The 16,192-nt window shown below is 47.2% G+C and carries 7 protein-coding genes; all 7 read right to left on the bottom strand.

Translation table 11 applies throughout. The annotated features are described in order from the left end of the window. Nucleotides 1-28: 28 nt before the first annotated feature. The gene (locus AC23P2_RS23225; protein ID WP_487775417.1) at nt 29-1,978 is read right to left on the bottom strand and encodes a glycoside hydrolase family 97 protein; all 1,950 of its coding nucleotides are present in this window, start codon (nt 1,976-1,978) and stop codon (nt 29-31) included. Between the two features lie 33 nt (nt 1,979-2,011). After that, on the bottom strand, nt 2,012-3,586 hold the full coding sequence (locus tag AC23P2_RS23230; protein WP_487775418.1) for a glycoside hydrolase family 43 protein: 1,575 nt from the start codon (nt 3,584-3,586) through the stop codon (nt 2,012-2,014). Nucleotides 3,587-3,806: 220 nt separating this feature from the next. Continuing rightward, nucleotides 3,807-6,089, bottom strand: a complete 2,283-nt coding sequence (locus AC23P2_RS23235) for a glycoside hydrolase family 127 protein (RefSeq protein WP_487775419.1) — start codon at nt 6,087-6,089, stop codon at nt 3,807-3,809. A 10-nt stretch (nt 6,090-6,099) separates the two neighbouring features. Next, a complete protein-coding gene (locus tag AC23P2_RS23240; protein WP_487775467.1) occupies nt 6,100-7,734 on the bottom strand; it encodes a glycoside hydrolase family 43 protein in 1,635 nt (544 codons plus the stop codon). Nucleotides 7,735-7,806: 72 nt separating this feature from the next. Beyond that, complete coding sequence (locus tag AC23P2_RS23245; RefSeq protein ID WP_487775420.1) at nt 7,807-10,278, bottom strand: glycoside hydrolase family 95 protein; 2,472 nt, start codon at nt 10,276-10,278, stop codon at nt 7,807-7,809. Nucleotides 10,279-10,736: 458 nt separating this feature from the next. Further along, the gene (locus tag AC23P2_RS23250) at nt 10,737-12,548 is read right to left on the bottom strand and encodes a RagB/SusD family nutrient uptake outer membrane protein (protein WP_487775421.1); all 1,812 of its coding nucleotides are present in this window, start codon (nt 12,546-12,548) and stop codon (nt 10,737-10,739) included. Nucleotides 12,549-12,554: 6 nt separating this feature from the next. Further along, nucleotides 12,555-15,977: a TonB-dependent receptor gene (locus tag AC23P2_RS23255; protein WP_487775422.1), complete on the bottom strand. Its 3,423-nt coding sequence runs from the start codon at nt 15,975-15,977 to the stop codon at nt 12,555-12,557. Nucleotides 15,978-16,192 lie beyond the last annotated feature (215 nt).

Here is a 16,192-nt window from a genome sequence, read left to right on the forward strand (position 1 = left end):
TTTCTGGTTAAGGGGTTATGCAAATCAATTAATTCACAATCAAGACACCGCCATTTGTCGGAATCGTCAGCTCAACTTCCTGATTTTTCGAGAGTTTCGTCGTGCTGACCTTCCCGTTCAGCTGTTCGTCATCGGTATATTGCCGCAGCTCGGCACCCGCTGTTATCATGGGTAGTTTGACTTTCAGCTTCAGGATTTCTTTTTGGGCATTTATCCCTGTGACATACCAATGGCTACCATGACGACGCGCCAACACCACATACTTACCCGGATAGCCGTCAATAAAGCGAACCTCGTCCCACGTTGTCGGCACGGTTTTCATAAAATTGATGGCCCATTCGGGCGCATCGGTTAAGTTGTTGGGAGCCAGCGCAAAATGCTGCACAGCACTTTGAAACAACACCGCCGTTGCCAGTGCATACACATCAGACGTTACCCGCTTTGAGCCACGGTTGGGAGTGTTGTTGGCATTGTAAAACTTGTTCAGGGCGCTCCCGCCAAAATCCATGCTGCCGACGGTGTTGCGGATAAACGGATGGAGCGTGGCGTTAAACGCTTCATAATCACAGCTCCGTTGAGAAAAGGCAAGGTTTTCGCTGGCCAGAACGGCCTCACTGGCAGCATAATTGGGGTACATGCGTTCCCATCCGCGCGGCAAAGTACAGCCATGGAAGATGCACAGGATGCCATAGTCGTTGGCATCGTACAGAATATCTTCGTATAACTTCATCGTCTCCTGCTTGTCGCCGCCGAAAAAGTCAACTTTTATGCCTTTCACACCAATGCTTTTCATCCACGCCATTTCTTTGCGGCGGGCAATGGTGTTGTCCATGATGCCTCTCGGGCCTTGGGGAGCGTCGTTCCAGTAACCGTTAGAGTTGTACCACAAATACAGGCTTATGCCTTTGCTTGCCCCATATTTCGCCAGTTCGGCTATTTTATCCCGCCCGATTTGCGTGTCCCAAAGGGCATCAATCAGAATGGTTTCGTAGCCCATGGCGGCGCTGAAATCAATGTATCGTTTTTGTTCGTCATACACCGTTTTACCATCCATACCGATGATCCAGCTCCATGAGCCTTTGGTATATTTGTAAGGTTGCGACGCCGCATAACGGGGTTCTACTACGTCGAAGGGGATGGTTGTTTCGATAATCGGAGCCAGCGTTTCGCCCACCGTAATGGTACGCCACGGTGTTTCGGTAGGAAGCGGAATACCCGGCGCAGAGGTTCCGTTGCCGTTATTTTCGTCGGGCATCGGAAAACCGATGGTATAAACACCTTCTGAATGACCCATCAGGCGACTTCCGCAATAGCGACTGTCCACCCCTGTTTCAGAAATCAACACCCAACCGTTGGAGTTTACCTTGAAAAGGCACGGAAAGGTGTATCCGTTGCCTCTGCCGTTTTCACCGAGGGTGTCGTCCACCGTATATGGGATTTCGTAGCTTGGCATGGTGCGGGCAAAACCGACCATGGCTTTACTTTGGGCCGACAAAAAGGTGGTGGTTCCTTTCGGAAAGGCAAAACCCGATGCTTCTTCGTTGACAACGCAGGAAAGGGCTCGTTTCTGGGGATACACTTTGTAGCGGAATGCCACGTCGTTGTTGCTCACCCTGAACGTCACCTGAAAGGCATCCGCGCTGTTTTTTGAAAAGATAAATCCCCCTTCATTGGCCACATAATGCACATTTCGTTGCTTTATGTTGGGTAGTTCATACGTATTGTCAATCTTCTGAGTGGTTGTTTTTGCATCAACCAGCGCCAGCCCCTCCGTAAAATCACCTACGTTTGTTTTCAGGCCAAGCGGCGATTTTTCCAGAAATGTTTTTCCGTTTAATGAAAGGCTATACACAGGTTTCCCGTTGTCGAGTGATACCTTTACGACCAGTTTTCCGTCAGGACTGCTGATGGTGGACGGGCTGTTTTGCGCATTGGCCCAAAAAGCACTGAACAGTAGAAGCCAAATGGTGTATTTCATAGAAACTATGTTTGAATTGGTGGTGGAATGGAGCTATTTCGGAGAAATCTTGTCTTCCATTCGGAAATAATCAAAATCGGCAAAACCGCCCGTGGTTTGGGTGGCGTAGTTGAACAGTCCGAAACGGTAGCCCATAAAATGCGGAATGGTATAAGGCATTTTCAGCGGCTCCCCGATTTTGGTCCACGTTTTACCGTCGAGGCTGTAAAAGAAATGGGCAATGTCGGCGCGGTTTTTGAAATCGCATTCGGCCTTGAGATATACTGTCGTTTTGGCCAACGGAACGCGCTCGATTTCAATGGGTTTACCCGTGTTGGCACTGACCATCACAATGGATTTGCTGCCATTGGCTACCTTCACCCCCACCAAACCAAAATTCTTTTGTAACAAACCCAGTCCCGCAAAATCGCCCTCCTTCATGTTGGAGACGTCCAGCACAGCCGACCCCGCCGACTCAGGACCGAAAGTGCGCTGCGTCAGGGTATTGCGGGCGAGTACAAACGACGTATCAATCCGTCCCGTTTTCAAGCGTAAAAAACCCTTACGCTCGGTCACCGACCAAAGAGCATTATCGGGGTTGTGGTTCCATTGCCAAACCAACGGCAAGGCCGCTTCGCCTTTTTTGCGGGTAAAGTCGTCGGAAGCAACAATATTGGGAATCAATGACTTATTGGCAGGCAAATCAAGTGTTTCGGGGACTTTGCCGTTTTCGCCCAACACAGGCCAGCCATCTTCCCATTTCACAGGCACCCAATACGGAATCCGTCCGACACCGCCAAAATCGCGAAAGAGGTACGCAAACCAACGGCCGTCGGGGGTATCAATCAGGCCGCCCTGCGCCACCCCCAAGTCCTGCAACCCGACACGGCCTTCCCACGGCCCCGTGATTTTGTCGGCGCGGTGGATAATCACCGTCCGCATCCCGCCCCGTGGCCAGCAGATATTGAAGAGGTAGTATTTGCCGTTGTGTTTAAACAACTGCGACCCTTCCGCCCCCAGCATGATGTTGCTGCCTGCGGGCAGGCTTGCATTCTCAATCACTACCGTTTCGGTCGTACCTTTCCGAACTCCCGTAAGGTCGTCGTTCAGTTCGACCAGCTTGAGTTTTCCCGCGCCGTAAATCAAATACGCCTTATCGTTTTCGTCAAAAAACAGCGTATGGTCGTGATAGGAAGGCGTAAACGAAGCCATTTGCCACGGCCCTTTTTCTATGTTTTTTGTTGACCAGATGTAGGTTTTACCCGTCGTCTGGGCAAAGGTTGTGACATAGTACGTGCCTTTGTGATAGCGCAAACTACTTGCCCACGAGCCGCGTCCGTACGTTCCCTTTCCATCGGTCAGGTTCAGGGAAGGGACATTCGCCAGCGTGTCATACACATAGCCAACCATCTGCCAGTTGACCAAATCGCTCGATTTCATGATGGGCAGCCCTGGACTCATGTGCATGGTGGTGCTGCTCATGTAGTACGTATTCCCAACCCGAATCATGGCCAAATCTGGCACGTCGGCAAAAATGATGGGGTTGCGGGCTTTCTGAGCAAATGCCTGTGTGGTCAGCAAAAGCCCGAGAATTACCTTAAAAAGACTATAAAAATTACATTTTAACATACGCTTATAACAATAGTCCGTGTTAATGTGACACAATTTGGGTTATGATAAAACAGAGTTGCACAAGAATCATTTTACCAAGTACTCGCTTGTTTAACCTCATCCCAACCCTTCTCCTTTCTGGAGAAGGGCTTTCAAAAGTCCTCCTCTCCAGAAAGGAGAGGGGGATTTAGGGGGTGAGGTTAAAAAAATGTCAAATAAAGCTCACGAATTCAAACCTCTACTTCACCAATCTAATCTGAAAAAACCGTGGCGTCGGCCTGCCGTTTTCGGACGTAATTTTTAACTTAACAAGCTCTTTATCATCGGTTTTTACTGTAATTACCTTGTCTTTTACTACGAGCAATTCCGCGGCCCGATCATTGATAAAAATACCCACATCCTCCGTTTTCAAATTTCCCGAAAAGGAGATTTCGAGCGTTTTAGCCGCCAAGCCCTTGTTCTGTAATTGATAGAAAATGTACGAACGGGTATTTCTCCAGAAACGACCGTCGTCGTCGTAGCCCGAATCGCTTTTTTCACCTTTGTACGCATGATCCACTTCGGGTTGTTGTTCGCCGCAATTCACCTTGTCAACCGTGCGGGCTTCGAGGGAAAGCGCCTCCGCTTCCTGCTGCCGCCGGGTTTCTTTTTGGGCGTCGAAAGCCGCCTGCGTAAACGTCTGGAAATACATCTGGTAACGCGCATCGTGGATTTCGTAGAACGGTTGCAGCGTCAATGAGTCGAGGGTAAAGGTCAGATTACCAGCTGGTTTTATCTTTGAAAGATAGGAATCGGCATTACCAATCAACGTATATGCTTTGTCGATAGGGTACAATTTTCCCTTGGTTTCGTGCCCCATGCGGCTGTCGTCGGCAAACAATCCCACCAAATCGGTTTTAGCGGTTTGTGCTGCCAATACAATCGGACCATGCACAAACGCCGCCCAGTTAGACTGATCGGGCAGGTATTCCAGATGCGTGGAAGTCGTAAAACGCACCGTCACTTTATCACCCGATTGCCATTTTCGCTGGATACCGATGTAATGTGAAGGCTGCGCGCTAATGGGCTGCGTTTTTCCGTTGACCAGTACTTCTACATTTTCAGCCCATTTCGGAGAACGGATTTGCAAGGTAAACGTCTGTGATTTAGCAATTTTGAGCAGCAGTTCTGTCTGGTTTTTGTGAGGAAACTCAGTTGTTTGGGTTAGCTGAATGTTCTTTTCTTTCCAGTCTAACGTGGAAGGAATAAACAGGTTAACAAACAGGTCATTGGCCGAATGGCTGTAAATCAGTTCTCCGTATTTTGTATGATTTTCGATGCCCGAACCTACGCAACACCACATGCTGGTTTCGGGCTGCGAATAGACGCGGTAGTGATTGGGGCGAATGGGGGTAAAATACACAAAACCACCCTTTTGTGGATGCTGACTCGACAGGATGTGGTTGTACAAAACCCGTTCGTAAAAGTCAAGGTAAGTCGGGTCGTTTTTGTCCAGAAACAGGGCTTTACTCAGCCGCAGCATGTTAAAAGAATTGCAGGTTTCGGGGCCCTGATTCGATTTTAGCATCGAGCTGAAATCACTTGTCGGATTAAAATGTTCACGCACGCTGTTTCCACCAAAAGCTACACTGCGGGTTTGGGCTACATTTTGCCAGAAAAAACGCGCCGCTTCCGACCAATCGGCATTGCCCGTCAACTGCGCAATTTTCTCAAAACCAATTACCTTCGGAATCTGCGTATTAGCGTGTAAACCAGTCAATTTATCCTGTTTTTGCAATAATGGATTCAGAATTGCGCGGTGTGAAATGCGTTGGGCCGTTTCAAGGTATTTTTTGTCCTTTGTCAAGATATACAAGTCAGCAAAAACCTCGTTCATTCCCCCGTGTTCGGTGCGGAGAATCTGTTGCACTTGTTCATCGGAAAGTGGCTGTATGAGTTCGATGAACCAATCCCCTAAACCAACCAATACCTGTTTGGCTTGCTGATTACCTACAAATTCGTAGGCATCCCGCAAGCCTGCAAACAACTTATGAATGTTGTAGAGCGGCACCCACGTGTTGTTCAGTCCAAAACTGCTGCCGTCGATGTCTCCTTTGTGAATCCGTTCCCAAAATACTTTTCCCTGCGGAATTCCGCCTACGTACCCATTCCCGTTTTTCACCTGACACTGAGCCAGTTGGTCAACCATGTAGTCGAGCCGCTTTTTCAGTTCGGCATTGCCCGTCGAGGCATACATCATGGCCAGCGCCGACAGGTAATGCCCGCCGATGTGGCCATCCAGCCCAGAGCTTTCCCAGTTGCCGTAGCGTTCGGCTTTCAAGGGCAAGCCCGCGTCAATGAGGTACGGCGCCAGCAGTTTGTCAGGGTTCAGCGACAGAATGTACCTGAGGTCAACGTCCTGCGCGTTTTTGAAAGCACCGTTGGTCACCTTTACCTCCTGAAGGGTAAACGGTTGCATCTGCCCCAGCACTGGAACGCTGTAGAGAAAAAGGGCGGCAATATGTGCAAGGAAAGGTTTCAAAACAGAAGCTTTATTTCAATACGGCATCATTACCGCTGTATTTCAGGAATTTAAACGATGCTGAGTTGTCAGATTTTTCGCCCGACGACGTAGCATACAAGCCATACACACAGCCAATAAAACTATTGGCCACTTTCGTACTCAGGAACTTACCATCCACCTGATCTTTTACCAGTTTCCAGTTTTTCCCGTCAGTCGAGTAGTGAAAGCTGTAAAGCACGCCTTCAGACTGTATTTTGAAATGTACCTTGGCAGCAGGGGCATCCAAAGGCAGTTCATTCACTAACTCAACGGTCTTGTCTTTGCTCTTGAATAGCTGAACGACGTCTTTGCCGTTGCTTGTTGATTTGGCTAAAAAGTAAAAATGGCGTTCATCCTGAAACGTCACCAATCCCGCTTTTTCCTTGTCGGTTTTGGGTGAAAAAGAAACCTCCGTTTCAGCAGAACTCGTCAGGTGTTGCTGGCGTTTGCCGACAAACGACGGGTTACCTGCTTCCGAAATGGTTTCGGGTTTTAGTTTGAACGTCAAGCCGTTAGCTTTGGACGTTTTGAACGAACTGCTGTCCACCGTTCTCAAAAAAAGCATCGACAAATCCAGCCCTTTATCAAAGGTCATGGTGTAGGTAAAGTTGCCGTTTTGGGGTAACGCGCCTTTCTGTTTTACCTCTTTTATGTTGGTAGCGTATTTGTATTCAATGGCTTTTTCGCCGTGCTCAATCATCGGCCAATCGTTCACCCACGTGAGCGGTGCAATGAACATTTCGCGGCCTGTGTTGTAAAAATCACCTTCGTAGGGACGAACCGCGAGAAAGATTGAGTACCAGTTTCCGTCGGGGCCTTCGATAAACTGCGCGTGCCCTGCCGACGTAATCGGATTCGGACGGTTGGCAGGTAAGCCGCGTTGCGTCAATACAGGATTGCCTTCAAACGGCACATACGGCCCCCAAATATCTTTGCTACGCAAGGCTACTTGGGAGTGATTAACGGACGTTCCTCCCTCGGCACAGTAAAGAATATACCAATCGTTGCGTTTCAAAATGTGCGGACCTTCAATCCAAACGGGTTTTTTGGTAATGTCCACCCCACCGTTTATCAATTGCTTTTGTTCTCCGATGGTTTTTAAATTTTTGTAATCAAACTCATACATTCGCACGGTACGATGACCAGGGTAAAGTGGCTTATTATCAGGAGCATCGCTGTTGTAAACGATATAGGCTTTATCGGTAGCTTCGTCAAAATAAATGGATGGGTCGATGCCCCTGACTTGCGGAAGTTTCACAGGGTTGCTGTACGGTCCCGCTGGATTGGTCGCCGTTACGACAAAGTTGCCATCGTGGTCAATATCCGTACAGGTAACGTAATAGACGCCTTTGTAATAACTAATGGCGGGAGCAAACAACCCGCGCGTCATGCGCTCGCCCATAAAGTCCATTTGCGACGGGCGGCTGATGACGTTCCCGATTTGTTTCCAGTTTTTCAGGTCGCGGCTGTGCATGATGGGCAGACCTGGAAAGTAAGAAAACGTGGAATGAACCGTGTAGTAATCAGGCCCTACTTTGACGATACTGGGGTCGGGATAAAAGCCTGTCAAAATAGGGTTATTCAGGGTAACTTTCTGGGCCTGTGTAAGGGGGCTCAATGCCATTAAGCAAGCAAGACAAAATGTGGTGAGTGCAGTTTTCAACATGGTTATGATTTAAGTATTCTGTTCGCTAATTTATTGGGCAACAAAAACATACGTTTTTCCTACCTGCGTTGGCAAATCATATAGCACCGTTTCTTTCAACGAAATTGGTACCACGTTGGCTTTGGCCGAAATAACAGGCGTTGCAGTTTTTTGGGTGACATAAAACATATTCGGATTCTCGCCAGCAGCAGGTTTGAGCCCGCTCCCATTGGTGAGTTTGAGGGCGTTTGGTGTACGAACGCGCAGGTTGCCGCCCAGCACCGATTTTATGGTTAGTTTGGTCAGTTTGCCGTTTTTCCACTCCATGTTCTGCACCTCAAAACCGCCGATGGCCCGCAAACCGCCCACGCTCCCCGCAGGCCAGACATCAGGCAGGGCAGGCAACAGGTGTACTGCACCGTCAGTACTTTGCATGAACATTTCGGTAATGCCCGACGTGCAGCCAAAATTCCCGTCAATCTGAAACGGCGGGTGAGCGTCAAACAAGTTGTTGTACGTCCCTCCACCGTCTTTGGTGACGCCGAGCGGAGTTAACTGATTCTGAATGAGGGCGTAGGCATGATTACCGTCTTGTAATTTAGCCCACCAGTTTACTTTCCAGCCCATGCTCCAGCCCGTCGAGACGTCGCCACGGTGAATAAGCGTTGTGCGGGAGGCATTGAACAACTCGGGCGTGCGGTAAGCAGAAATCTGGTTGGACGGAAACAAACCGTACAGATGCGATACGTGGCGGTGGTGGTCGTTGGGGTCGTCCACGTCGTCAAGCCACTCCTGCAACTGACCGTACTGACCTACGTGCATCGGTGCCAGTTTATTCCGTAACTGCTTGAGGGTATCGGCAAAGGCGGCATCTTTTTTAAGGATTTCTGACGCCCGAATAACCGTACTGAAGGCATCAAACACAATCTGGTTGTCCATCGTCGTGCTTGCATCCAGCGACGAACCATCGTGGGCTTTCGGCGCATTTTCAGGGGAACTTCCAGGGTTGATAACCAGCCATTTGTATTTAGGATGCTCAATCAGGAAATCAGCGTAAAAAAGCGCTGCTCCTTTTAGAATAGGATAAATTTTTGTCAAATATGCTTTGTCACCATTGTACAGATAATGCTCCCACAAATGCTGCGCTGTCCAGCCGCCGCCACCGAGCCACATTCCCCAGAAAGCGCCGTCGATAGCCCCCGTTGCCCGCCAGATGTCAGTATTGTGGTGCGCCATCCAGCCACGGGTATGGTACATTTCGCGCGCTGTTTGCTGCCCTGTTTCCGAAAGTTCCGTCACCATTTTTAAGAACGGTTCGTGCAGCTCTGACAGGTTGGTTTTCTCAGCAGGCCAGTAGTTCATCTGGGCGTTGATGTTGATGGTATATTTGCTGTCCCACGGCGGTTTCATACGGTGGTTCCAGATGCCCTGCAAGTTGGCGGGCTGCCCCGATTCGCCGTTGCCCGATGGCTGTGAAGACGAAATCAACAGGTAGCGACCATATTGGTAATACAGCGTAACCAACTGAGGATCATTCACTGAACGGAAATTTTTAAGCCGTTCATCGGTCGGTAGCTTTGCGGCTTCCGTGGTGCTGAGGTCAAGTTTTACCCGATTAAAATAACGCTGATAAGCCGCAACGTGCTGTGCCAGCAAACTAGCGTAAGGTTTGGGATAGGCTTTGTTTAAATAACTGTACGCACGGGCTTTTTCATCGCCCGAAACGTCTTTATAGTTGACAAAATTGGTCGCAATCGAAATATAAATCGTGGCCGACGTAGCACCTTTTACGGTTAGGCTGGTATCGTTGGCCGCTACTGTACCGCCGTTGGTTTTGAGTTTTGCAATCCCCATGTACTTCACCAAACCTTTCACCCCTTCGTGGTCAGAGGTATTTCCCGCGATGGTCAGCTCGTTGCCATTGGCGCTGATAACAGGTTTGGCCTGCGGGGTAGTATAGGAAGCGCGGAACGAAAGCGCACTTGGTTTGCTGGCCGTAAGCTGCACGACCAATACACGCTCTGGCAACGACGCAAAGATTTCGCGGGTATATGTCACCCCGTTGGCGGTATAGCTCGTTTTTGCGACGGCCCGCTCAATGTCGAGGTCACGGTAGTAATCGGTGTAGTTATCGTGGCCGTCAAAGGTCAGTTGCAAACTACCAACGGGCTGAAACATCTGCCCGTGCGATTTTTTGGTAATAATGGTTTTATTGGCCAGTTTCTCGGCGTCTTTTTGTTTTCCGTCAAAAATCAGCTGACGGATTTCGGGCAGCGAAGCCCACGCGTCAAGGTTATCATTGCGGTTGGGGCTTCCCGACCAAACGGTGTGTTCATTCAGTTGAATCGTTTCTTTGCCAACGTTCCCATAGACCATTCCTCCCAAACGCCCATTACCAATCGGCAGGGCATTTTCCCAGACGCTACCAGCAGGTTTATTGTACCAGAGTTTGAAGTTTTGGGATGTTTGGGCAAAACCCAATGATGATAAAACCAATAAGAAAAACAATACTAACTGTTTCATTGATAATAAGTTGATAACACAAAAAGAATGTGTAAATATGACACATTTATAGTTACAAAAAAGATAGTGCTGTTCCCACTACCGATTTTATTTATTCAGAACAGGTTGAACGCATTAAAATATAGAGTGGCTGTTTATTGCTCCAGAGGAGCTAAATCTTCGTAGAAAAATGAATCAAATCCACCACAAAGCCCCATCGGGGCGGCCGACGTTCGGTGAAAGATGTCACCCCTATGGGGCTTTTGGATGGCCTTTACCCTTTTTTTCTACTAAGATTTAGCCTCGCTGAGGCTACTTTTTTAATGCGTTTAACCTGCAACATAACTACTAAAGACAAAATGCTATATTTTTCTAATAAAAAACACAGAAAATAATTGACATTAAAAGATGTAAGTGGCAAATGCCGCTTACATCTCTAACGCTCTCTCTATCTATCTATAAACATAACGGCTATTGGTTTAATAACCAGGATTTTGCGGAAACTTAGGCCCTTCCACCGTACGATCAATCTGCGATTGAGGGATTGGCCGTAGTACGTGAAAATCTTTGACGTAAGGCCCTGCCTCGTTATTCCAAGCTTGAATCCGTCTTACCAGCGATTTGGTTCTCACTAAGTCTTGGTAACGCATCCATTCGCCAAACAATTCTCGGCTTCTTTCATCCAAAATAAAATCAACCGTTACGTCATCGGCAGTGATTGTCATGGCAGTAGCTGCTGCGGCATTTTGTGCTGCGGTATTCGTCTTTCGATAAGCTGCTCTTTGACGAACGACGTTGAGCAATTCAGCCGCTTTTGCTTTGTTACCCGACATCAAATACGCCTCAGCTCCCACCAAATACACCTCAGAAAAACGCGTGATAACCACTGGGCGAGTCGAAGGGTCGTTGAAATTAGTGCCACGGCTCGGATCCATGTGTTTCTTAATGGCAGGATACAGATCTGATTTCCACAAGCTTGGAGGCGCAATAATTCCTTTAAACGGTCTTGTGCCATTAAATTGAGGGGCACCTACCACCTCATAATCGGTAATCCAAACCGCCGTGTCCACCCCCATTTGCATCGTGTATCCGATTCCACGTTTGTTATTAGCCGCCGTTGGCGTGTTGCTAACAGTCGTGTTTGAGATATATACCGTATAAAAGGTATTAGCAAAACGTGAGTCGATATCTCTTTTTACAAAAGCTTGATCTAAAAAATAGTTCTTACCTGCATTCGGCCCAGAAGCTTGCTTCACGCTATTGGGACGAATACGCTGATACGGCCGGCCATAGTAAGAATCTCGTATCATAGTAGAGGTTCCAGAGTTAACCAATACTCCTGAAGCATTTACGAACGAATTGATACCACTGTTGTTGGGGTAATTCCAGTTGGTAAACCAAGGAGTAAGATTATTGGCAAACCCTCCACTTTCTCCCGCACCTAGTCGATAATAGCCGTATTTCGCATCATTGGAGTGGTCGCTTACAAATAGGGTTTCTTTTCCATAGTCATTAGCAGGAACAAAAGCATCCCCAAAATCTTGCCATAAGTCTAAACCATAAGCAGCTTTATTGTTGATAATATCATTGGAGATTTTTGCGGCTTCAGCAAAATCAGCTTGAGAGTTTGTCAACCAACCACGCGTCAAATAAGCTTTGGCTAAGAAAAACAAAGCAGCAGGTTTGGTGGCCGCTTTTCCCAAAAATGGCGCAGTTGGTTTATCAGGCAAATTGGCTGCTGCATCGGTAAAATCTTGAATAATCAATTTATAGACTTCCAAAGCAGGGTCTCTTTTGGCACTTTGCGATGGCAAGGTAATAAACTCTGTATGCAAAGGCACATCCCCCCAAGTCTGCACCAAATAGAAATACCAAAACCCTCTCAAAAACTTAGCTTGCGCTAGATATTGCTTTTTGGTAGCTTCTGGCAAATCAATATTTTGACCAAATTTCAAAACACCATTGATGGTATTGATAGAGGTAAAAGCAGATGCCCAAGCCGAGCCAAAGTTCGTACTGTTGAGCCCATTGAAGGTGTGAACAGGGCCACCTCCACTACTTGCTCCTTGGATAAACTCATCGGTACCTGCTTGCATTTCGGACGAAAATCCCTCGGTTCCCCATTGGCCGCGAATTTCGTTGTAAACCCCCGCAATTCCGCCTAATACCCCCGAAGAGCTATTGAAAAAAGAAGGAACAATTTGCGATTGAGGTTGCTCTTCCAATATTTTTCCACAGCTTAGGCAGAAAAGTAGTGTAAATGCGATGAGTAAACTATGTATCTTTTTCATCTTGAATTAAAATTTAAGATTCAAACCTAAGGTATATTGACGCACTGGAGGGTTGTTGAGGTTGACCGTCACAAAACGGTTAAAATTCCCTCCTTGAATAGTATTACCGTAACCGTTTCCTTCGGGGTCAACTGCTAACTTAGCTTTTACCAACGGAGAATAAATTATAAACGGATTGGTAGCGTTTAGGTAAATACGCGCTGAAGAAACCCCCAACTTAGATAGTAATTTACCATTAACGGTATAACCCAAGTTGATACTTCTCATTTTAATAAAGGAACCATCCTGATACGAGGTTGTTGAAGTAAAGTTGCGCACACCGCCGCCTGCATCTGGACGCGGGAAAGCATTGGTTGGGTTTTCTGGTGTCCAATAATCCATTACCAACTGATTTGAGCGACCCTGGTTTAAGAACCCAAAACCCGAACCACCGCCCGACGTACCTGACAAGTACGGTACAACGACTTTCATGCCCATCCGCGCAAAAGTGACAATCGACAAATCAAAGCCTTTGTAATTGAATCTATTGGTCAGACCTCCCTCCCATTTTGGTTGGAAATTCCCGATAATCTTACGGTCATTGGCATCAATAATTCCATTATTATCAACGTCTTCTACGCGGATTTCGCCAGGAAGTTGGACTGGAGAAGTTTGTTTTTTGAGCGTTCCGTTATCTAAATCTGCTTGTTGCCAAATACCGATTTTGTTGTTATCATAAATAACCGTGAGCGGATGTCCTACAAACCAGAAATTCCCTTTGTTGTCCAACTCAGTAGGGGTAGTGAGCTGCGTAATTTTTTCACGGTTCAAGAAGTAAGTAAGGTCAGCACTCCAGTTAAAACCACTTTTATTTCTGAAAATATCAAACGTCAACGATGATTCAAACCCTTTTCCTTCGGTTCTTCCCAAGTTTTTCAGGGTCGAACCAGCCCCGTTACTTTGAGGCAAATTCACCGAAAGCAGGATGTCTTTGGTTTTTTGATAATACACATCAAACGAACCAGTGATGCGGTTATTAAACAAGCCAATTTCTAAACCAATGTCCGACTGAGACGTTGACTGCCAGCCCAAGTCGCTTGCAGGAAGGCTCGTCACGGTGTATGCAAGTGCCTGACCTGCCGTTGTTGTTCCAAAGTTGTAATAACCCGTTGAAAGCGCTCCTAAGGTAGCGTAAGCACCTACATTTCGGTTGCCCGAAATTCCCCATCCACCTCGTAGTTTCAAATTAGAGAAAACAGCCAAGTCCTTCATAAATGGCTCGTCGATGATATTCCAACTCAAACCGACAGCGGGGTAATTGAAATACTGATTGCCAGGCGACAAAGTAGATGAGCCATCGCGGCGGAAAGTAGCGGTCAAGGTATATCGGTCATTGAAGGTATAGTTTACCCGCGCCATGTACGATAGCAATCCCGTTTGGGCAAAACTACCACTACCCGTTGGTTGTCCAGAAGCCAGTGCAAAATTAGCGGTTTTAATATAATCAGCAGGAACCCCTCTCACGTTAAAACTACTACCGATGTTATGGTTTTTAGTAATTTCATAAAGAGCCGTCAACCCAATTTTGTGTTTTTGGGCAAACGTCTTGTCATAGTATAACAAGTGCTGCATGTTTACATCCCAGTATTCTGTATTTCTAACATCGGCGTTGGATACGCTTTGGTCAACACCCGTATTCACAAACGTATTTGGCGGGCCATAGCCATTGAAATGCACTTGGCTAAAGTTCAACCCCGCATTAAAACGGTATTTCAAGCCATCCAAGATGTTTACTTCGGCATAAAGACTATTAAAAGTACGGATAGAGCGCTCGTTGGAAAGAATGTCGTTCCCGCGCGAAATCAATGTCAACGGGCTTACCGCTTGGGCTTCAATTGTTCCTTTTTTCGGATTCAAATTGACCGTTCCATCCTCATTATAAGGTCTAATCAACGGAGACAGTCGTACCAATTCTGTAGGTACGCCCCCCCCCGCAGGATCGTTTCGGTAAGTGAGGGTATTGATAGTATTTAGGCCAATTTTTACGCGTTTACCGATTTTCTGGTCAATGGTAGCGCGGATATTCATCCGCTGAAAATCTTGGTTAGGCATAATACCCGTTTCGTTAAAATACCCAATTCCCAAGCCGTATTGCGTATTTTCTACCCCACCTTGTAGCCCAAGTTGATGACTGGTGTTAAAGCCTGGCTTGTACAACAAGTCCTGCCAGTCAGTTGAAACACCAGCGGCAAGGTTTGCCTTTTCTTCTTCCGTCAGCGGATAGGCCGTTGTCCCTGCTCCTTGGGTGTTCAGTGCCGCCGATTGCTCTTTGAACCTGGCGTACTGCTCTCCGTTCATCACGTTATATTTTCCCATGATGCTTGTCACGCCATGGTAGCCGTCGTAAGTCAGTACAGGCTTACCCGTTTTTCCTCTTTTGGTAGTAATCAAAATAACTCCTCCCGCCCCTCTCGAACCAAAAATGGCAGTGGCCGAAGCATCTTTTAAGATTTCTAGGTTGGCAATATCGTCAGGGTTGATGTCATTGAGCCCCCCAAACGGGATTCCGTCAACCACCACCAGCGGGCCGTCAAGGCCATCGCCATTACCTGTCGTAATCGAGCGGTTTCCACGAATACGAATGGACGCTTGACTACCAGGTGTAGAACCGTTGCTCACAATAGAAACCCCTGCGGCACGGCCTTTGAGTTGGTTCAAAAGGTTGGGAGCAGGTACTTCTTTCAAGGTTGCTTCGTTTACGGACACCACCGAGCCAGTAATGTCTCTTTTACGCTGCGTTCCGTAACCTACCACCACCACTTCGTTGAGGGTCTTGTTGTCGGCCTCTAAGCGAATATTGATGATTTTTTGCGCACCTACTGCTACCTCTTTGCTAACATAGCCGACGTACGAAAAAACCAACACCACGCCGTTGGCATCAGAAAGTGACAGTTTATAGTCGCCGTTGGCATCGGTACTGGTTCCTTTCACCGTCCCTTTTACCTGAATACTTACGCCTGGCAATCCTTGCCCATCATCTCCTGTGACACGACCTGCAATGTCAATCAGCTTGATGTCGGAGACACTCGCTGCTTCCGCAGATTTTTCTTGGGCGGGTGTGGATGGTGCAGGCAGCCGTTTGATTAAAATTTGTTGTCCTACTACTTCGTAAGTAAGGTTGAGCGGGGTCAAAATGTGCTCTAACACGCCAAAAAGTTCTTCATTATTGGCTTGATACGTAATTTTACGCTTCGATTGTACAACTTCTCGACTAAACAAAAATTGCACTTTTGCGAGTTTCTCAATGCGTTTGATAATCACTTCAGCGTCTTGATTCTGGGCTGAAAAACTAATGCGGCGGTTCAAAAACTCTTGCGCTTTGCTATCGTGCGCTAAGCTTATTTTGACAAATAAGAGCACAAGCAAGAATTGCAGACCTGAAATTTTCATAATCTTAATCCAAACGTTGTGTTTAAATAAATGGGAATCCATACATTTGTTCGTTTTGTTGTTTTTTGGTAGAAATGACAAAAACAATTGCTCGCCGTAATGGCTAAATGTGTCTGGTAAACACATTGCAGAGTAGTACTAGCGATAGTGTTGGGAGCACTATCGCTTTTCTTTTTTTGGGAAAAAGGGAAGCGATAAAATCTAACTCATACTTT

Source organism: Runella sp. R0.1_18 (assembly GCF_057652155.1).

What these genes read in the sequence shown, in the direction of transcription:
- AC23P2_RS23225 (WP_487775417.1), bottom strand. Translation starts at nt 1,978, where the DNA reads ATGAAATACACCATTTGGCTTCTACTGTTCAGTGCTTTTTGGGCCAAT.
- AC23P2_RS23230 (WP_487775418.1), bottom strand. Translation starts at nt 3,586, where the DNA reads ATGTTAAAATGTAATTTTTATAGTCTTTTTAAGGTAATTCTCGGGCTT.
- AC23P2_RS23240 (WP_487775467.1), bottom strand. Translation starts at nt 7,734, where the DNA reads ATGGCATTGAGCCCCCTTACACAGGCCCAGAAAGTTACCCTGAATAAC.
- AC23P2_RS23245 (WP_487775420.1), bottom strand. Translation starts at nt 10,278, where the DNA reads ATGAAACAGTTAGTATTGTTTTTCTTATTGGTTTTATCATCATTGGGT.
- AC23P2_RS23250 (WP_487775421.1), bottom strand. Translation starts at nt 12,548, where the DNA reads ATGAAAAAGATACATAGTTTACTCATCGCATTTACACTACTTTTCTGC.
- AC23P2_RS23255 (WP_487775422.1), bottom strand. Translation starts at nt 15,977, where the DNA reads ATGAAAATTTCAGGTCTGCAATTCTTGCTTGTGCTCTTATTTGTCAAA.